At 37.2% G+C, this 20802-nt stretch carries 17 protein-coding genes and 1 pseudogene; 1 reads left to right on the forward strand and 17 read right to left on the reverse strand.

The features are described 5' to 3' along the window. Window positions 1-5: 5 nt before the first annotated feature. Window positions 6-1562 carry a TonB-dependent receptor plug domain-containing protein gene (locus OWR28_RS18975; protein ID WP_332388030.1) on the reverse strand — a complete coding sequence of 519 codons (1557 nt, stop codon included), beginning with the start codon at window positions 1560-1562 and terminating at the stop codon, window positions 6-8. 393 nt (window positions 1563-1955) lie between these two features. Between OWR28_RS18975 and OWR28_RS18980 the strand changes: the two genes are divergently transcribed. Continuing rightward, window positions 1956-2159, forward strand: a complete 204-nt coding sequence (locus OWR28_RS18980) for an AraC family transcriptional regulator (RefSeq protein WP_332388031.1) — start codon at window positions 1956-1958, stop codon at window positions 2157-2159. Here the strand turns inward: OWR28_RS18980 and OWR28_RS18985 are convergent. From OWR28_RS18985 to thyA, 16 genes and pseudogenes are all read right to left on the reverse strand, one after another. Beyond that, window positions 2156-3421 carry a RagB/SusD family nutrient uptake outer membrane protein gene (locus OWR28_RS18985; RefSeq protein WP_494168480.1) on the reverse strand — a complete coding sequence of 422 codons (1266 nt, stop codon included), beginning with the start codon at window positions 3419-3421 and terminating at the stop codon, window positions 2156-2158. The two genes, OWR28_RS18980 and OWR28_RS18985, sit on opposite strands and share 4 nt — an antisense overlap. A gap of 41 nt (window positions 3422-3462) precedes the next feature. After that, complete coding sequence (locus OWR28_RS18990) at window positions 3463-3765, reverse strand: hypothetical protein (protein ID WP_332388032.1); 303 nt, start codon at window positions 3763-3765, stop codon at window positions 3463-3465. A gap of 12 nt (window positions 3766-3777) precedes the next feature. Further along, entirely contained in the window at window positions 3778-6630 is a 2853-nt protein-coding gene (locus OWR28_RS18995; RefSeq protein ID WP_332388033.1) for a SusC/RagA family TonB-linked outer membrane protein, read from the reverse strand. 549 nt (window positions 6631-7179) lie between these two features. After that, window positions 7180-8676 (reverse strand): RagB/SusD family nutrient uptake outer membrane protein, encoded by a 1497-nt coding sequence (locus OWR28_RS19000; protein ID WP_332388034.1) that lies wholly within the window; start codon window positions 8674-8676, stop codon window positions 7180-7182. Between the two features lie 101 nt (window positions 8677-8777). After that, window positions 8778-9440 carry a hypothetical protein gene (locus OWR28_RS19005; protein WP_332388035.1) on the reverse strand — a complete coding sequence of 221 codons (663 nt, stop codon included), beginning with the start codon at window positions 9438-9440 and terminating at the stop codon, window positions 8778-8780. Further along, window positions 9437-10174, reverse strand: a complete 738-nt coding sequence (locus OWR28_RS19010; RefSeq protein ID WP_332388036.1) for a TonB-dependent receptor domain-containing protein — start codon at window positions 10172-10174, stop codon at window positions 9437-9439. Before OWR28_RS19010 ends, OWR28_RS19005 begins: the two co-directional genes overlap by 4 nt. Before the next feature lie 17 nt (window positions 10175-10191). After that, the gene (locus OWR28_RS19015; protein ID WP_332388037.1) at window positions 10192-11259 is read right to left on the reverse strand and encodes a TonB-dependent receptor plug domain-containing protein; all 1068 of its coding nucleotides are present in this window, start codon (window positions 11257-11259) and stop codon (window positions 10192-10194) included. Next, on the reverse strand, window positions 11214-11486 hold the full coding sequence (locus OWR28_RS19020) for a TonB-dependent receptor plug domain-containing protein (protein ID WP_332388038.1): 273 nt from the start codon (window positions 11484-11486) through the stop codon (window positions 11214-11216). Before OWR28_RS19020 ends, OWR28_RS19015 begins: the two co-directional genes overlap by 46 nt. Then, on the reverse strand, window positions 11483-11659 hold the full coding sequence (locus tag OWR28_RS19025) for a hypothetical protein (RefSeq protein ID WP_332388039.1): 177 nt from the start codon (window positions 11657-11659) through the stop codon (window positions 11483-11485). The genes OWR28_RS19020 and OWR28_RS19025 overlap by 4 nt, the downstream gene beginning before the upstream one ends. Before the next feature lie 406 nt (window positions 11660-12065). Next, entirely contained in the window at window positions 12066-13811 is a 1746-nt protein-coding gene (locus OWR28_RS19030; RefSeq protein ID WP_332388040.1) for a M43 family zinc metalloprotease, read from the reverse strand. Continuing rightward, window positions 13775-14482 (reverse strand): hypothetical protein, encoded by a 708-nt coding sequence (locus OWR28_RS19035; protein ID WP_332388041.1) that lies wholly within the window; start codon window positions 14480-14482, stop codon window positions 13775-13777. Before OWR28_RS19035 ends, OWR28_RS19030 begins: the two co-directional genes overlap by 37 nt. A gap of 47 nt (window positions 14483-14529) precedes the next feature. Further along, entirely contained in the window at window positions 14530-15285 is a 756-nt protein-coding gene (locus OWR28_RS19040; protein WP_332388042.1) for a hypothetical protein, read from the reverse strand. A gap of 744 nt (window positions 15286-16029) precedes the next feature. Further along, window positions 16030-17355: pseudogene (locus tag OWR28_RS19045) on the reverse strand (hydroxymethylglutaryl-CoA synthase family protein). 164 nt (window positions 17356-17519) lie between these two features. Continuing rightward, the gene (locus tag OWR28_RS19050; protein WP_332388043.1) at window positions 17520-20030 is read right to left on the reverse strand and encodes a M1 family metallopeptidase; all 2511 of its coding nucleotides are present in this window, start codon (window positions 20028-20030) and stop codon (window positions 17520-17522) included. 58 nt (window positions 20031-20088) lie between these two features. After that, window positions 20089-20271: a hypothetical protein gene (locus OWR28_RS19055; RefSeq protein ID WP_332388044.1), complete on the reverse strand. Its 183-nt coding sequence runs from the start codon at window positions 20269-20271 to the stop codon at window positions 20089-20091. A gap of 214 nt (window positions 20272-20485) precedes the next feature. Further along, on the reverse strand, window positions 20486-20802 hold a 317-nt coding region (thyA, locus tag OWR28_RS19060), incomplete at its 5' end, for a thymidylate synthase (RefSeq protein WP_332388045.1).

Below are 20802 nucleotides of genomic sequence, written 5' to 3' on the forward strand. Positions count from 1 at the left end.
CAGACTCAGTCTTGAGAAATAGGAAAATGTCCTGTTTCCCAACGAGGGATAATAGGAAGCGATTGTCTTGACAGCACCGGCATCCGCTGAAGTCCCCCTAAAGGCAGACTTTGGGTTTGGATATCAGTAAAAGTTGTTTTTCTGTTAAAGTATTCCAGCCCTCCCATAAGGGTATATCTGAACTGAGCACTTACCTTTCCTTTATAGGTCAGCGTATTAAATACGGTAAAAGTATTGTATAAACGTGCATTGTAATCGGCCTTTCCATTTGCTCCTCTTCCCTGATAAGTATCCAATGGGAACAGGCGTGATTCGTCATAATTTATCCTTTCAAGGTTGAACCTTGTCTCCATACTAAATTTGGAAGAAAATCTTGATTCCAGGCCGAGTGAGGTATTTACTCCAAAAGTTTTGGTTAAACTTTTAATATCTGTTGCACTTTGTAAAGGATTGGAGAAGAGCCATGTTTTGGTATTATAACTTCCATCAGGGTTCCACAGGTTCTGTCCCGGTGCTTCAGCCGCAGCTGCAGTTAAAGGGGCATATCTGTCATTATCACCATTTATTCTTCTATTGGTTTCATTGGAGATTCTCACCGAAGAAACCACTTTAAAGATCTCGTGTAATTTTTGGCTGAGATTTAATGTAAACGTCTGCCTGTTATATTCCTGACCTATAATTGCTCCGGACTGATCAAAATTGGAAAAACCAAGATAAAAATTTCCGCGCTCATTTCCGCCGGAAGCACTGGCGCTTAATTCATAGACAGGCTGATTATTTCTATAAATTTTCTTCAGATAGTCATCTCCGAAATCTGATGTATAAAAATCTTCAATACGCTGTCCGGAACCGGGTTTCCATACTCCATTGGCAAGAGACCAGTAGTTTTTGCCATGAGAAGGATTTGTATTAAATTCTGCAATATCAAGCATTCGATAATATTCTCCTGCTTTCATTTTTTCAAATTTCTTAATGGGGTTTTGAAAACCTATTACCGAATTAAGATTAAAGTTTACTCTTCCTTTTTTCCCTTTTTTAGTGGTGATAAGGACTACTCCGTTTGCCGCTCTGGAACCATATATAGCAGCTGCAGCCGCATCCTTCAGGACCTCTATACTTTCTACATCGGCTAAATTCAGCTGAGACAACAGGTTGACTGTTTGTCCTCCATAGCCTGTAGTACCGGTGGGGGAATTTGAAGAAACAGGAATTCCATCTACTACATACAGAGGATCATTGCTTGAGCTGATACTTGAAACACCTCTTAGTCTTACATTGAAACCTGCACCGGGAGCTCCTGAGGTAGGAGAAACCTGCAAGCCTGTAGCAGCACCTTGTAGTAAGGCATCTGCCCCGGCAGCAGAAACCTTGGTTAGTTCTTCTGCCTTTATCCGGGACACGGAAGTGGTCACTTTTTTTACTGATTTTGTACCGTATCCTACGACGACAATTCCTTCAATATCTTTGGTGGAAGCTGTATCTTTTTTTAGTGTTTGTGCCGATACAGCCTGGCCGATAAAAAACACAGCCCCAATACTTAGCACGTTTAATTTCAGATTCATATTGTATGTTCTGCAAACAAAAATGCCAATAAAAAACACTTAAACAAAAGAATCAAAACCACTAATCAACAACCACTTAGAGTATAATTTCCGTTTATAATGGCTAATAATGATCTAAAAATAATGACATTTCAAAATAAATTAAAAAAATAAAACTCAATATCTTAATAAGAAGAATTCTATCTTACTAAAAAAACATCCGGCATGTCATTGTAATTACAGAAAAACAAAAAAAATAATAATAAAGAAAATTATTCTTGATTAAAAAAATCAAGAATAACAACACCGTAAAATTGCATTATTGTATTGAAATCCTAAGCTTTTTATCATAAAATATCAGTTCCAATCATGGATAAATACTTGTATTTCAGGAGAGCATAAACGAAAAAAAGGATGAGCCAGACCGGCATCAAAGAAATTGCTTTTCAGACCGGGGTTTCAGATACGAATTATTTCACTAGAATATTTAAGCAGCTGGAAGGAGTAACTCCGAAAAGTTATCAGGACAGAATGGTGATGAGATCGTTCAGTAATAATATAAAAAAGAGCCCCATTTTTGGGACTCTTCTTAAAAAATATATTAAAATTAAATCTTAATAATTGGCATTCTGCTTAATATTTGGGTTTGCAGAAATTTCTCTGATTGGAATAGGTAATGTATATCTGTAATCACCATTTGGAAGGTTTTTCACATCGATAATATCATCCGTAGGGTTTCTGTCCATACTTACATTAGCTAACACAGCAAGTCTCTTCAAGTCGATGAAACGGTGACCTTCAAGCGCCAATTCAATTCTACGCTCTTTCAAAATATCAGCATAAGCAAACTGTGCAGATGTGTAAGCAGGTGTTGTTGCTGTTCCAAGATAATTTCTTGCTGCTCTTACCTGTTGAATCAAATCATGAGCTACTGTAAGATTTCCTGCTGCTACCTCGGCTTCTGCCAAGATGAAATACATTTCCGATAACCTGAAGACTTTTACGTCGTTTCTTGTAGCTGTACTTGTTTTGCCAGGGTATTTGTCAATAACTAATGCATCATTTCTGGTATTTCCTGCCGTAGCACTTGCATAGTTAGGATTTTCTTTAGATGTAGGATCTACATAAGCATACCTTCTGATATCTCCTGGAGTACTCTTGAATAAATTATATAAGTTTCTTCCCCAGAACCACATTGGAGAACCTGTGATGTTTGACTGGTTGGTATTCCATCTTGAGCCAATTGCCCCTCCGGCACCTAGAGGAAGTCTGTTTAGAGAGAAGATTATTTCTCCTCTTGAAGAGTCATTCCAAAGGTTTCTATATGGATTGAAAGAACCTGCAACACCATAAAATGCGGCATTCCAATCATCAGATCCAACAGCAAAATCATTAACAGTAGATGGAGTCGCCTGAGTTAATGATAGAGTTGAATTTGTTATTACTTCCTGTGCGTATTGTTTCGCTAAAGTAGTATTTCCTCTATACAAATTGAAACGTGCAGAAACAGCGTTTACAAAAATTTTATCTGTCAAATATCTTCCTTCGGCAGGATAACCTGTTTGACCTGGATATAATAAAATATTTCTTGCGTAATCCAAATCAGCGTTGATGAAATCATACACCTCCTGATTCTTAGCTCTTGGTAACTGAGCATCTGTAGCAGGAACATCTTTTAGAAGAATCACTCCTAATGCATTAGGATCCTTCATATCAGAAGAAAAATAAGCTTCTAACTGTACATAACAATACGCTCTGATTGCTCTTGCCTGGGCAAGAATCGCATTGTATTGCGCTTGTTCCTTTGCATTAGAAGGCGTAATATTTTTTGCTCCTTCAAGAAGTCTGTTAACTCTGTTAATTACTTTATAATTATTCATCCAGATTCCGTCACTTGAAGCTGTACTTACAGTTCCTCCTGTTACAACAGCACTGGATGGATCAAGAAAAATCTGTGTAGAGAATATTCCTGTCCTCCACTACCAGATCCAGGTTTTACCTCATCTGTAAAAACAGCTGTGAAGTAAACCTCATCAATCGGATCTAACTGAGCATAAACGGATCCATTTAAAACTTCACCTAAATTAGCAACACTTGTATACAGATCCTGTTCCTGTAATTCTCCCGGCTGCTTTATATCTAATGCGTCCTGACAGCTGTTCAGCGTAAATGCAGCAGATGATAAGGTTGCTACAACTAATATTGTATTTATAATTCTTTTCATAATTCTTCTCTATTAAAAATCAACATTTAAACCTACAGATACGGTTTTTGGGTTAGGGTAAACATTTAGTGAATACGAAGTAATTGGCTCCGGATCAAATCCTTTCCAATCTGTCCAAGTATACAAGTTTTCTGCCTGAATAAATATCTTGATTCCTTTTACCGGCAGTTTACCTAACTGACTTTTGCTGAAATTATATCCTACAGAAATATTCTTAAGTCTGATAAAGTCTGATCGGTGTAAGAATCTGTCTGAAGAACCTAAGCTTAGGTTACTTGCTTTCAATCCAGGTACATCAGTATCTCTATTGTCAGGAGTCCAGGCGTTTAATAAGTCAGCTGAAAGGTTTCTGGTTGCCGCAGCACTTGGGTCCATAATCCATGATTGTAGGTTATCATAGATCCATCCTCCTTGTTGGAAAGAGAACAAAGTATCAAGGAACCAGCCTTTGTGTTGTAAATTGAATCCAAAACCTCCTGTAAACTTAGCATATCTTGATTTTCCAGTCAATACTCTGTCTGCAGACGTTGGAGCTTCAGTGATGTTTCCGTTTTTATCAAGGAACTGTAAGTTTCCGTTATCGCGGTTTACTCCTACATATGAATATAGCTGATACTGACCAGCTGGCCCACCAATAGCGTTTACTACGTCCCCTGCAAGATTTTCGCTATTCATAGAAACAATCTTGTTAGAGTTGTATGCTGCGTTTGCGAAAACGGATAATTTTGTATTTTCGTTTCTGATCACATTATATCTGATCGTTCCTTCAATACCTTTATTATCTAGAACACCGTCATTACCTCTGATTGAGTAGTAACCGGTAACAGATGATCTTTGAAGGTCATTGAACATTCTCGATGTTCTTTTCTGGTAGTAATCAACACTACCTTCGATCAATCCTTTAAAGTTAAAGTCTAATCCAATGTTACTTTGTTTTACCTGCTCCCATTCTAGGTAAGGGTTTGATAAATTAACAAAGTTATATCCTAATAAGTTCTGATATCCTGAGAAGCCATTATAAAGATCAAGGAAGTTATTCGGAAGAAGAGCCAACGGATTGGCATTATCAGTTGCAATTCCTAAGTTCTGGTTACCAGTAGTACCGATTGAAGCTCTTAATTTAAGCAATCTGAATCCTGCATCAGCCATGAATTCTTCTTTGTCGATATTCCATCTTGCTGCAACTGACCAAAAAGTCTCCCATCTGTTGGTAGGAAGGAAACGGTAAGAGCCATCTCTTCTCACAACTCCACTTACTCCATATTTATCTTTGTAATCGTAGTCAGCTGTTGCAAAATAAGCTAAAGTACCTGCAGTTACTTTTGTAGCACTGTTAGAAGGTCTGTAGATGTTTGGAGTATCCGGGTTAAAAGGAATATAACCGGTTCCGGCACCGAATTCCCATTGTAATGGGTTCAGACCATTCTGTCTTTGAGTGGTTGAGCTCACATGAGCTTTGATATAATCTAAGTAGGCGCCGGCACTAATCGTGTGATCTCCAAAAGATTTATTGAATGTAATATTCGTAATACTATTGAAAGTCAGATCTCTTGTGGTTGAGAAGTCTTCGAATCCACCATATTTTGATCCATCTCCTTTTGCTACACTGATTGAAAGATATCCCAGTGGTGATCTTGCAAAGTTTCTTTCGTACTGTTTGTACTCAATCCCAGTCCTGTTTCCAACGCTTAAATAATCTGTAATTTTATAATTTACGTTAGCATTAGCAGAGATGCTTAGTTCTGTAAATCTGTTTCTGATTCCTCCATTGATATTATCCTGAAGGATCCATTGTCTGTTATTTGATGCATCTGCTCCGATAGCATTATATAACTCTTGCCCGTTTGCATATGGAGAAGGTCCGATATACGGTCTTGAAAGAACACCTCCGAATAATGGATTCTGAAGAGTATTGTTTGCAATACCTGTATTTGTTTCATCATCAAGCTGGTTTCTTCTGGAATATCCTAACCCCATGATAGCCCCAAAAGATAATTTCCCGTCCTTGGATTTACCATTAAGATTGTTTCTCATTGTAAATCTCTTAAAATCTGTAGATTTTACAGTACCTTCGCTATCAAGGTATCCTAAAGATAAGAAATTATTGATATTTTCTCCACCACCTGTGATTGACAGGTTGTGCTGCTGGGAAATTCCAATACGGGTAAATTGCTTATTCCAGTCTGTATTAGTAGCCCAGTTGTCAATCTCTTGTTGTGATAAACTACCACCTTTACCAGTTTGTAAATTCTTTTGAATCTGTAAAAGTTGTCTACCATCTGACATGTTATAGTCAGAAGTAGGTAATTTACTGAACGAAGTCAATGCATCGTAAGAAACCTTCAAACCAGAGTTGAATTTTCCTCCTTTAGTAGTAATTACAACAACTCCATTAGCAGCTCTGTTACCATAGATCGCAGTTGCCTGAGCATCTTTCAGAATACTGAAGGTATCAATATCATAAGAGTTCAGGTTTCTGAACTGAGAACCGGAAGTAATTACTCCATCCACAACGTATAGAGGATCTGTAGAACCATTAAGGGAGCTAGCACCTCTGATCAAAATATTGAATTTTCCGGAACCTGGAGATCCTGATGCCGAATTTACTACAATCCCGGGAGCGGTACCCTGAATCGAGTTTAGTACCGAGATATTAGGTCTGTTTTCTAAGGTTTCAGAACCAACAGTTACTGATGATGTAGTAGTTTTAGCTTTAGTAGCAGTTTTACTATACCCTAAAACAACAACTTCCTCAAGTTTTGTCTCTTTGTCCTTACTGTTCTTAGAGTCCTTTTCCTGAGCTAGTACAGTCTGTCCTGTAAAAAACAGAACTCCGACTGTCAAAACGCTTAATTTCACATTCATATTAACAGATTTTAATATATTCAAGCGACAAATATGTCAATAAATATTTGTAACATCAATTCATTAAACTCTGAAAACAGGCTTCCACAAAGGAGAGATTCACATTGATACTTAAAAAATGATGGAGAATCATTTTAATTGTATTTAAAAAATTAACAAAAAATAAGTCAATTTATGTATTAACAGAATTTTAATAAATTTTAAAATTAAAATCAACTTTCATTCATTTGAAATAAATAATTAAAAAAATTAATACTAAAACTAATTTTAGTGAAAAATATAAATAAAAACAATTCTTAATTTTAGCGAAAACAGAGAAAAAATCAGCCTTTTTTCTTAAATTTATATTAAAAACACAATCTAAAAAGCAGAAAACCCTCTTGAAAGAGGGTCCTCCTTATATTAAAATTAAAAAAAACGTTAACGTACTATATCTCCTAATCTGTTTATACCTTTTAATTTTTTCATAAATATTATTAAATTTTTTCTACTGTTTCATTATTATTCATACAATAATATATCTGCTTTATCGGGTAGTTATATTGACTGCTACCAGCCTGGATTTTGTTGGGCTGCAAGCGTTGGGTTATTGATTACTTCTTCATTAGGAATCGGCCATAAAATCCTGAAATCTGTTTTGGGAATCAAAGGAACGCCCAATGGTCCTGTATAGGGGGATCCCAAGGTAAAAGCTGATCCTGCAGGGGTAGCATTGGCCATTTTTGCAGGAATCCCGGGAGTAGGTACCCAATCATCATACAGTAATCGGTGAATATCTCCCCATCTCATTCCTTCTCCCAGAAACTCAATCCGTCTTTCTGTTATAATAGCATCTAACAAAGATGCCACATTATTAAATGAAGCAGCAGTATATTGTTGTGAGGCAACATTGCTTAAAGATCTGTTTCTGACCTTGTTTAAATCATTAATCGAATTTGCAGTATGACCAAGCCTCGCATTAGCTTCTGCCATTGATAAAAGAATTTCTGCATATCTTATAATGGGCGTACCATCGGCCAGGTTTGTGACATCTTTATATTTATTGACATATTTAACCCCAGAACTGGAAGTTCTCACCATAGCCGGATTTCTTCTCTTATCATCCGGCAACCACTTAGGGTTTCTCCAGATAACAGGACTAATACATACTAATAATCTGTTATTGTACATAGCTGCTAATCCTGCATTGGTTCCGGGATTTGTATTCTTCGAATTTTCAATGGAAAAAATTGATTCAGGATTATTATAATTACTGGCTAATTCAAACGGTGTATCCGGAGATGAAGTAAGTGAATAAGCTGATTTGAGTTTTATGCCTTCGTCAAGTACTTTGGTCCAGTTTCTCATATTCAGATATGCTCTAACCTTCAAAGCTACGGCTGCTTCCTTAGATGCTCGTGTAATTTTGCTATTACCGCTTCTGACGGCCGCACTTTCACATAATTGCTCCGCCTTATCTAAATCCAAAAGAATTTTGGTATATGTTTCTGCTACTGTTCCTCTTCCTACTTTGAGCGCTTCCTCAATCTTGCCTGGACTATTAATAGCTGTTATACGGTAAGGAAGTCCCGCATGATTGGCATTGGCCGTAAAATTATAGGGTTGTGAAAAATGCTTTAGCAGCTCCAGATGTGCCAATCCACGTAAGAAAAACATTTCTCCTAAATATTGATCCCGCACAGCTGTACTAATTACGCCATTATTTCCTGCCTGGTTTAGTCCTTCAATAGCAATATTGGCTTTATTAATCAACCCGTATGCATTCATCCAGTAATAAACATTATTTGCTGTTCCCCCGTCATATGTTGCTGTATAGGTAAGCTGATAAAAAGTAGCTGTATTCACCATATCCTCACCCCTCAAGTCATTTTGTTCTACATAAGCTGCTCCAAACACATATCCTCTAGGAGTATTACCTGCAGAAGGTGAAGTATTGTAAAACCCATTTTGTGCTGCATTGTAAACCCCCATTATAGAGAGGTCAATATTCATAGCAGTAGAAAAAGCTAAATTTTCATCTATGCTGTTAAAAGGCCGTAAATCCAAGACCTCAGCTTCTGAACAGGAATAAACTATTGTCAATAATGACAGGGAGAGAATTGAAACTCCTCTTTGTATTATTTTATTTTTTTCATTGTTATATTATTTTATAATGAAACGTTAATGCCCATACTGAATACCCTCTGGCGTGGTGTGCCATTCAAGTCTACTCCGGAAGATTCCATCTCAGGGTCCAGTCCTCTATATCTGGTAATAATAAAAGCATTCTGAGCCTGACAATAAATTCTTGCACTTTTCACTCCAATTGAATTAAGAATATTCTTTGGAAAATTATACCCTAAACTTATGATATCGAACTTAATAAAACTTGCGTCTTCAAGGAATCTGGATGAAGCATTACTGGTTAAATTGCTAAGAGTATTATCTGCAAAAAACAGTTTAGGAGTATTCCCATCCCCTGGGTTAGAAGGACTTTGCCATCTTCCTAAAATTTCTGTTGAATTATTATTAAAGTTCAAAGTCATTAAATCTCTTCTCGTGGCATTAAATATTTTATTACCCCCGCTGAATCTTATAGTGGTGCCAAAATCAAAATCATAAAATCTAAATTTTACATTAAATGCTCCAAAATACTTTGGTAAAGAGTTTCCTAATATCTTTCGGTCTTTAAGGTTGTCTAAAACAGCTGCCTTTGATACATTTTCGGGATCAGAAGGATTAAACACCGCATACTTTCCGACTCCTACAAGCCCCTGGACCAGGCTGCCGTCTGCTTTATAATATACAGGATTACCATTGGCTCTATTCACCCCCAGTATTCGAATCCATAAATTGATCTTAAAGATTCGCCAACCCGTATTATCGTATTCGTTGAAAGCATATCTGCATTATTATTTGCCAGGGCAAGAACTTTATTTTTCATCAGCGTGAGATTGGCATTTATCTCTAAACCGAAATTTTTGGCATTAAAAAGTTCATAGTCAACAGAAAACTCCAGTCCCGTATTGTTCATATCTCCAATATTCCGGGAAATACTATTACCGGGAACTCCGAGTGAAGAGGCTAAAGGGGCGTCCAGAATCATATCTGAAATCTTATTTTCAAAATAATCAAAAGTAATTTTCAACTTATTTTTGAACAGGGCCATATCTGCTCCATAATCAGTCTTTGCACTTGTTTCCCAGATTAATTCATCATTCCCTATCTGTGAAAAGGTAATACCATTATAATCGGCATATTTTGAATTGCTATACAGTCCCATATAAGGATAATTTCCAATATTCGTATTTCCTACTTTTGCATAAGAGACTCTTAATTTAAGATCCGGTATAACATCACGAAATGCATGCATGAAGTTTTCTTTACTTAGTGTCCAGCCTGCAGATATTCCCGGAAAATTACCCCATTTATTTTTTAATGGGAGTGCAGATAGCCCGTCCCTTCTTAAGGACGCTTGTAAAAAGTACTTGCCTTGATAGTTATAATTCAATCGACCACCATATGATAATATTGCCTGCTCTGATATACTGCCTCCCGCCTGCATGGTCCCTATAGATCCTGCTATGATTCCATTGTTAAAAAAGGATGTGATAAATCTCTTCCTCCACCGTAGAAACTTTGTATTTTTTGCTTTTGATACTCATTAACCAATACAAAGGTGACATTGTGTTTTTCAGCAAATGTTCTGTTAAATGTCAGGATATTTTGAAGATTGTTTCGTAAAAGATCTGAAAAATCATTTCTTATCTCTCCATTCCCTCTTTCTCCGTCACCATGCACCGGATTATAATAATAAAACCCTTTGGTCTGGGCCTGATCCATACTGAACTGCACTCTGTAACTAAGAAAAGGAAACAGCCTGACATCAGAAAATACAGCTCCGATAAACCTATTGACATTGGATTGTAATTTATTATGGTCAAGTACATATTTGATATTCGTAATATTATCTCCCGCCTGTAATGCGTTCTGCCATCTTCCTACAATTCTGGGATCAATCAGATCAATATTGTATCCTGTGGGATGATTGGTATTATAAATGGGGGTATTAGGCAATTGCCGGGCTGCATTGAAAATATTCCCGGAAAGTGAGTTTGTTCCGGTATTCAACCCGGCGTAATCTGTTTTTGTAAAGCTTAAATTCGTTCCAATCTTCAGCCAATCAAAAGCCTGATGATCTACGTTGGCCCTGATAGACAATCTCTTCATCTCGTTGGGAATAGCAACTCCTTCCTGACTTGTATATCCTACTGAAGTATAATAATTAGATTTTCCAAATGCACCTGAGGCGGACAGCACATTATCGGTCTGAAAAGCAGCAGATCTTAGAACAGCTTTTTGCCAATTGGTATTATATTCTGTCCCAAATGCTATAGGAGATTGGTTGGCATTCGCTCTCTTTTCATTGGAAATCATTATAAATTCCGGAGTCTGCAGCAAGTTATATAATCCTACGGGCAATGCGTATCCTCCGTAATGATTAAAATTAACACTTAATCTCCCTCCTTTTCCTTTTTTCGTTGTAATCAGGATGACTCCATTTGCAGCCCTTGATCCATAAATTGCTGTAGCAGCACCATCTTTTAAAACTTCAAAAGATTCAATATCATTCGGATTAATATCAGCCAATCCATTTGTAGAGGTTTGCCTCCTATATCTCCTGAAAAAATTGGAATACCATCCACAATATAAAGCGGAGCAGTTCCTGAATTTATAGAGGCTATTCCTCTGATCCTGACCCTTGGAGCTTCACCCAAAATACCTGTATTACTGGTAATCTGAACACCCGCAGCCCTTCCTGCTAATTGTTGCTCAAAACTTGGTGCTGCAATATTAGATATTTCTGAAGCCTTCACAGATGACAAAGAACCTGTAACTTCTTTTTCTTTTGGGTACCATATCCTATCAATACAACTTCATCAATCTTAGTCTCTTTAACCAATGTATCGTTATTCACCTTCTGTGCCGAGATTGCCTGTCCTAAAAAAAACAGGGCTCCGACCCCTAATGCACTTCGTTTCATATCCATTTTAAGAGTTTTTTAATTATCAGAAGTAAATCTGTTAATAAAAACTAAAAAACAAATCTTTAAAAACCTGTAAAACAACCAATTAAACAGCAATTATTTCACTTAAAGAACAAATTATCAACTGCATCTCCAAGCAATATGATTTAAAAAATTAAAATATTCAACAAATAAGTGGCATCACAGGAATATTAACAAGCATTGAAAAATATCAGCAACACAAATAAAAGTCTTATAATCATAGAACAATATTTATTCATATTGCATTTTATATAAATAACATGAATAGCACAAAAGGATTGTTCTGCCAAAAAAGGGTAAAACAAATAAAAAAATCCTCTGCAGATCTCAAAAATAAAGCATCCCGGGTTGAGATGCTTTTATTTTGCCAGTGAATGTATAAAGGATCTTACGGATGTAGCGGGAGTATCCGAATCTGTTGACTGGCAGAAGTACTGGTATAAAATAGCGTATATAAACCTATCCTATCAAACAGATTTGATTCTATCACGAAATCATTTGAACCTTTTTCGACCCTGATCTCCTTTTCATAAACTTTAATCCGGTTATCATTGAAGATTACAATTTTTCCTTTTTCTGCCTTATCAGAAACCACTTTTACAATATAATCTCCGTTTTTAGAAGAAGGGTATATCATTCTGACAGAAAGACCGGGAATTTCCGGGGCTGCTTTTCTTCTCATTTCACCATGCCTCAGATCTGTTATAGAAAAGTTGATTACATCCGGATTCACACGGGGATCAGTATCATAGACATTCAGAGTGCTGAACAGGCTGGATTTTGTATTGATCCGGTCAGTGATCCTGTCAGCCTGGCCTTTGGTAAAAAGCCATCTGCAGGGTCCGTAGTCCATAATATTTTCTACCTGCCTTCTGGTTCCGCTGCATGAGGGAAAGTTCTGGCAGGGATTATCAATTCCCCTTTCATTGGGGGTGCCAGCATCCAACATGTACCACATTCCATCTTCAGCAGGAGGGGTATCTGCCACCTGATCTCCACCATTCCTTTGGGAGCAGCCACCTCCGAACGTATGATACAGACTGAAATAATGTCCGAATTCATGAGCCACAGTAAGCCCAAAGGATCCATACACCTGACTGTTATCACTCCATCTGCTGTAGGAACAAACAGTATAATCTGAATTCTGAATCAGGGTTTCCAAATTTGTTGAATATCCACGTATCACCCGGGTATTGGTAGTACCGGGCGGATAAAATATTGAAAAAGAATGGATAAACAGAAGCTGCATTGTCTCACCATCATTATTGTTTACCCCGGCATCTGACTCCAAAAGATTATTTTCTGCCGGTACCTCACGATTGTAGTTTTCCCTGCTTGCCTTCTTAATAATCAAATCAACATTTTTAAAAAGAATTCTTGGATTACCCACTTCCGCATTCATCAGAGGATGTTTAACATTTCCTGTTTTTGCTGAGTAATACCGGTTGGTTTCTTTGAGCTGGTCTTCCACCATCTCTTTATAAAAAGCTACTGATTTACTGTCATTAGGTGATTCTAAAATGGTAACCTTAAGCTTTTTGATTATTTTGTATTCCTCCAGCCTTTTTAAATTAAATGCAACATTATTTGCTATTCCAGGGATTTTATAATCATATAAAGTAGCATCTTTAATGGTAATTTTTAAAATGACAGGCTGCTTTCCCGTTCGGAACTTTGTGACCACCTCATTGCAGGCGTCCGGCACCTCCCAGAACAGAGACTTTATATTCCATGCCATCCATGAAAAATACCTTACAGGCAGCCAGCTACAGGCAGTTGAGCTCCACCAGCTGTTTTGAGAAGTTCCTCCCAATAGTTTTATATTATTAGAGGTCGTATTTTTGAGTACCTTGAATCTTCTGTCGTTATTCGCATCAAAGCCATACGGTACATTAATCGTTTTTTCGATGTATTTATTAACATTGCTTTCATCACTATACGCACTGTATACTATTTTTTTACGATTCAAAATTTGATCCAGAGACACCAGTTTCTGGAATCCATCTGCCTCATTACCATCATAAGGATAGACTTCCACTGTAATTTTTCCGCCGGGTTTATCAATGGTTCCTTTAATTCCCCCTGACAAATCCGCACCTAAAGCAAGCAGGCTGCTGTAGTTAAGGTGTACCATATCATCCTCAGAAGTTCCGGAATCGGTTTTGGCATTAACAGAATAGAATACTTTTCCCCGGTTACCTTCATCTTTTTACTGGTATATACCCGGGGAACATCCGCAAAGCCCCGGATCTCATTAAAAGGAGCTTCCAGAATATATTTCGGACTATAATAAAACCCAATTTTCTGCAATTCGTTTTCTAATCTCTGAACATCCGGATCAGTAGCATTAAATCCATATATAATAATTTTTCCAAGCCCGTCTTTCCGGATCATTCTGCCCATTTCCTCTGCAGTGTTTTGCCGAATACCCACGCCCATCAAAGTAATAGCACTTACTTTATCATCTGCAATATACTTTGAAAGATTTAAATAATTGTAGTCCTTAACAGGTATCCTGTTGGGTATTTTGCGGTTTTTATCAGGCCCGTCACTGTTTACCAGTCGATATTGATGATTAATGTTATAAGCATTTTTGAAGCCTGTAGTCACAGACCCATGTACGATTCGTCCTTCCCCGTAAAAATCAATAAGGTCAATGAATGAAGACTGAACAGGTATTTGGATTACAGCTCCCTCTGAATATTCTTGATTGGAACAGGCATAGGCCAGATTAATATTATCAGTATAATTCGGACCGCTGGCCGCCAGCCACTGCGCTCTTTGCTGTGAAAAAAAGCGTTGCACTTACCAGCATGAGCATTAAAAATAAACACTTTTTCATTATGCCTTATTTATTTTTTGTTTTCTATCCTCTCCAGCTTCTCTTCGAGCTTTTTTATTTTCTCATGCAAAGAAATAGTATGTAAAGTGAGCTCTTCTATTTTCTCCATAAAGATCATATTCATCTGATGCGCTGTATACCCTTTCTCTTTTATGACTTTCTCTGAAGGAACACCAGGTAAGTGTTTATGATGTTTAATATGCTCCCTGAGGTCCTCCAGATTCATCAGAGGATATTCCGGATCCAATACTTCATCCTTCCAGGCAGCGACATTGGCAAAGGCAAAATCCTCAGAAACGACCCCTTTTTCTACCCACAGGCTGTACCTGTCGAGATATTCGGATTTAAATTTAGAGAGCGCACCTGCAGCAGCAAGATCTGCCTTCGGGCCGATATAGGTAGCTCCTGCTACAGTAAGTACCGCATGATCGACTTGTTTATCCGTATTCATTGAAATCTGTGCAAGATCAGTATCTCTACCATTATCCAGGACTACTTTCTGGATATCCGTTTTAAAAACTGTGTTTGTCAGGGTTAGTTCATGCTTTGAATCACCGTTGGCATCGAAGCGCAGATGCTGATACCCTTTCAGTTCATCGATATTCACAATATCCGATTCTGTAATAGTCCCACCTTTTTGACCCAGAGTAATCGTTCCATTTTCTGAGATGTGCAATGCGGACTGCCCGACAGAGTTAGTTGTAGAATTTACAAATATTTGAAATGATCCACCCCCCATTGCCAGTAATCCTTGCTGAGGAGTCAAAATGTCCGGTATACCAGGTTGGCTGGGTGCTGAATACGCTCCAAACAGATGTATCCAACTATAGCTGTTTCTAGGATTGCTGTTATAAAAAATCCCAAAACCTTTGGGTATTAAAGCATTAAAAACAAGATTGCCTGTAACATTCTGGTTTACAAGCCGTATCTGAGCAATGGTAAGTGAAAATGATAACAGGAAAAAAACATTAATAAAAACTGTAATTTTGTTTTGCTATTTTTCATATGATTTGTTTTTATGTTAGTATTGTCAATCATCTGCGTCAGCTCTTCCCCGAAGGCCTGATATATAAAAACAGAAGGACATCAATGGGGATAATTATCAGACTATCATGGCCTCCACATGAATATCACCATAAAGATGTAAATAAAAACCAACAAATAAAACACCCAAAACACTATAAAACAGCATTTTAAAACTTAATGATTTTATTAAAAAATAAAAAAACGATACATCTCAGTAAGTGATATATTATTAAAAATTAAACTATTTAATGAAAAAATAGTCCGGTCGGAATTTCCGCAGGTATTAAAAATATTGTAACATCACATAAAAGTTTTAAAATCAAAGTACAATATTTTACTGATACATTATTTCAGATTAAAAATATGAACAGCTGCAGGAGATCATGTCCTACAAAAACGATAAAATCCACAACAAAATCAACAGAAAAATACAAAAAAAGCATCCCGGATGAGATGCTTTACAATGATGATGCTTTCAATCATTTTATTTCTGATAGCTATAATATCTTGCTCCGGTTAAAACAGGATTTTCCGCTTCTACAGAGACAAGCCCGAAGCCTTTGTAATCTTTGTTTACAGACGCGTTCAACTGCTTTCTGTGGAGTTTTTCATAAGTTTCAAAATCAACAGCTGTTCTTTGTTTCAAACTTTCGAATAAATCCCATTTTTCCACTACCTTTTTCCAGTTCGCCGAGACTTTCCCTGCAAAAACCTTTGATTTCGAACCACTTCCGTACCCTACAAAACCAATTTCTTTCCCTGAAAGGTCATCATTTTCATTAAAAGCAATCTCCAACGCAGAAAGAAGTGCCATAAATATAGATGCCGTGTACATATTTCCTATTTCGGAAGAAGCTCTCTGAGTTTTTTCTATCTTCTCATTAATTAATTTCAGATAGTTTTCAGATTTGGCAACCGCTTTCTGCTCATCTGCTGTTTCATAGGAAAGATTGTTCTCAAGGCTGTAAATTTCAGTAAAGACCCTTTTCCCGTGGAAAGCATAGGGAAGATGGAAAATAATATATTCCCAGTTTTCATAAGGCTTTTCCTTTCCTGTTATCTCCTTATAATGATTATAAGCTTCTCTTATTCTGTCCTGATAGCATTGGTTGGAATATTGTCCGTCAAAAACCGGTTCATCTGTAAAAATTTCAATTTTTTCGGGATATGTTTCGGAGCTCCGTTCAGGTCCTCCTTTTTATATAATCTTCTGGGTTTGAAAAAGTCAAAGACACTTTCTGAAGCCACCCCAGTTATTTTCAATTTCAAGAAGATCTGGTTTTGATGAAACCAAAAGAGCTACTGCTCCGCCTCCCTGCGTATATTCGCCAGAAGAAGCCAGTTCATATTTTGCGTAATCACTGGCAATGACTACTGCTTTTTTATCAGGGTTTACTCTTATAAAATCCAGAGCATTATGCAATGCATCTACTCCTCCTACACAGGCAAAAGTCATATCAAGAACATCACAGTTTCTGAAACATCTGGATCCAAATTCTTCTTCCAGGACTTTTTCCACCATCTGTACAGCATAGGAAGCTGTAGGTTTTGCAGCATCCAAAGCACTTTCTGTTCCCAGATACACTCTTGCTATTTCTTTCGGATTGATATGATAATCTTGTATAAGCTTCAGTAATGCTTCTGCTGCAAAGGTTGCAGCATCCTCATGGACATCAGAAAGTCCCATTTTATGAAGACCTAAGCCTTTCTCCAATTTTGCCGGTTCTATTCCTCTTTTCTCTGCTAAATCCTTAATCTCCAAATATAAACCAGGCACATAATAGCCCGCTGCCTCAATTCCAAAACTCATAATTGTCTAAATTTTGAACGAATTTATGAAAGATAACGCAAAAAACAGCAGGAAAAAGTACTGATTTTTATAACATCGTTAAAAATCAATATATTTTAAATGATAATCCGCCAATTTAATGTCAAGCAATAAAAATAAAGCCGGTAATTTACCGGCTTCTTTATTTATTTATAGTTTTCAATAGCTTTATTGAGAACATCTATCTGCTTGTTGATGCTTGCTGCGTTCTGCGGATTCTGTTTCAGCAGTTCCATTTTTTTGCTTAAGCCATCTTTCAGCATCTGAACCATCATCATTTTAGCCTGTGGATTATCTGCCATCTGATTTTTGGCATATCCTGCTATTTTCGTGATGCTTTCCGTAGCTTTCAGATTATCGGAAGTCATGATCCAGTTGAAACCGTCTTCCGCTGCTTTTCCCAATTCCGGGTTCTGGAATTTAATAAACGGATAAAAAGTAGCAAGAGGCGCAATATTTTCTATCTGGGAAGTAATTCTGTTCTTCACAATCACAGGAAGCAATTGTGCCTGCAATTCTTCTGAAGCTCCTTTCATATCAATTTTATCAGCCAGGCTGTTTGCCCTTGATGGATCGATGGTAAGAATTGCACTCATTGAACTTCCTCTCACTGCATTGGAAACGGCATTTATTCCTTTTTCAAATAATGGAAGGTATTTTTTGTCTTTTGTCTTCCCTAAAGCTGTAATAGCGGCAGCCTGGGTTAAAGTTTTCGGATCATTGGAAGCCAGTTTTTCAACTTCAGCACCCAATACTTTCATCTGTTCAGGGTTGGTAAGGTCTATTAAGTTCAAAGCTTTTATTCTTACTCTGAAGAAAGGATCTTTCAGTGCAGCAGCCAATAATTTTGTCGCAGCAGGGCTTTTTCCAGCCTGATCTTTAATTCCGGTTAAAGCAAGGTACCTGCTTTTAAACTCCTTAGCATTGGTAAACTGCATCAGATTCTGTTCCGGAGTTTTAGTATCGGTAATATCAGCCAGTAAAACTCCATCTGCATTGATGTTAACGAGATCCGGTGTTTTAGAAACATCAAAACTGAATGTGTTTTTCGCTTCTGCATTTACCCAGACATTGTATCTTTTAGGTTTTCCATTGTCATATACATCTATAGCCAGAGGAAATTCAAATGGTTTTTCCTGAGTTTGATTAATGGTTACGGCAACCTGTTTTTTTACCGGCTCAAATGTAGATGAGTAATTAATCTTCGGGTTTCCGCTTCCAAAATACCATTGGTTAAAGAACCAGTTTAAGTCTTTACCCGATACTTTTTCAAAAGATAATCTTAATTGATGTGCTTCTGCATTCTGATATTCATTGGTTTTCAGATAATCATTCATTCCGGCAAAGAAGGCATCATCGCCAAGATAATTTCTCAGCATATTCAGAATTCCTCCTCCTTTCTGGTATGTTACGAGGTCAAAAACATCTTCACGGGATTCGTAATTGAATCTTACCAGGTTCTTATTAAAATCGGTTGGGTTATGAAGATAATTATTCACATCAGTCATCAGGTGATAATCTGCCTGGTCTTTTCCGTATTTGTATTCATTCCAAAGGTATTCGGAATAGTTGGCAAAGGACTCGTTCACTGTAAGATTACTCCAGCTTTCTGCCGTAACCAGGTCTCCAAACCAATGGTGGAACAATTCGTGAGCAATGGTATCTTCCCATGTATTCTCATCGATAAGCTGTCCCGGCTTTTGAAGAATATCGCTTCCGTGAAGTGTTGCAGTCGTATTTTCCATCGCTCCGCTTACATAATCTCTTCCGGAAATCTGAGCATATTTTGCCCACGGATAATCATAGTTCAGTTTTTTGGAGAAAAAGTCGATCATTTCCGGAGTATTTCCGTAGATCTGCTTAGCATACGGCTCATATTCTTTTTCAATATAATAATCAACCGGAATATTTTTCCATTTGTCTTTTACAACGGCATATTCTCCTACTCCCATAAAGAACAGATAGGTAGAATGCCTTTTATCCATCATCCAGTGATCGGTTCTAAGTCCGTTGGATTCTTTTTTGGATTCTTTCAGAATACCATTGGAAAGGGTAACGTATTTATCAGGAACTGTCATGTAAATTTCCTGTGTGGTCTTTTGATTAGGCTTATCGATAGTTGGAAACCATGCAGAAGAAGATTCTGTTTCTCCCTGTGTCCATATCTGTGTCGGCACATCCGGGTCTGTTCCCTGAGCATTAATGAAATACAGTCCTTTTGCATCATTGATCGCCATACTTCCCTGTTGTTTTACTTCATTGGGCCGGGCTGTGTATTTGATATAAACTGTATAATCCTGATTTCTCTGGTATGTCTTATCCAGAGTAATTTTCAGAATATCGTCTTTGTATTCGTATTTTAAAGGAGATTTTTTGCCGTTATTATCGAGAGACACTTCATGGATCAGCATTCCTTTTGCGTCAAGAGTAAGTTCGTTGGTTGCATAGAAGTAAGGTGAGGCGGTAAGCCATTCTTCTCCGTTCATCTGTTCTTTCTGGTAATCGAAATTTACTTTCAGTTTGGTATGCTTCAGTTCTGTTACTTTGGTATGGGTAGCTCTGTATACTTTTTCCCTTCCTGAAGTTTCAGTTTGTGCTGATACATTTGCGGAAAATAAAATTCCAAGTACAGCAATTGATAAAATGGCCTTTCTCATCGGTCTACTTTATTTTTTTAGAATTATTTTTTAATGATTATATCGAAAATATCATTGACTAAAGTTTCATAATCTCCTTTTTAAGCTGTTCCTTTGTTTTTGCGAAGGCTTTTTTGAGCTCGCTTTCAGGGTTTTCGTCATCCACTATTTCTGCTGAAGCAACTCCTTTCAACTGCTGTACAGCATTTTTCAGCGCTTCAATATCTGCATGTTCTTCTATATTGATTTTTAAATACCTCATGATTTATGTTTAAGCATTTGAATTGATGATCTCCTATCGGTCAATGGATTTATCGAATGAACCGGGTTTGTTTCTTTCAAATTTAAGAAACAATTGCGAAAAGAAGGTATGCTGAAGTATTTATATTCTGATTTCCCAGCTTATGGGCACAGATAATGCCTCTATTAATGTTAAAATAACAGAAGTAATAAAAAATTAAAGTGAGATAAGAATATTAAATGGCTACAGGAGCTTTAATCCCTGGATGGGGATCATAATTTTCTAAGGTAAAATCTTCGAAATCGAAATCAAAAATATTTTTAACATCAGGATTCAGTTTCATTGTCGGAAGAACTCTCGGTTCTCTGGCAAGTTGTCTGTTTACCTGCTCAAAGTGATTGTTATAGATATGGACATCTCCAAAGCTGTGAACATAATCTCCAACTTCCAGATCACAAACCTGTGCTACCATCATCAGCAGCAATGCATAGCTTGCAATATTGAACGGTACCCCAAGGAAAACATCAGCACTTCTCTGATACAGCTGTAAGG

Origin of the sequence: Chryseobacterium sp. 1B4 (assembly GCF_036631475.1) — a bacterium.
In the GTDB taxonomy this organism is placed as follows: domain Bacteria; phylum Bacteroidota; class Bacteroidia; order Flavobacteriales; family Weeksellaceae; genus Chryseobacterium.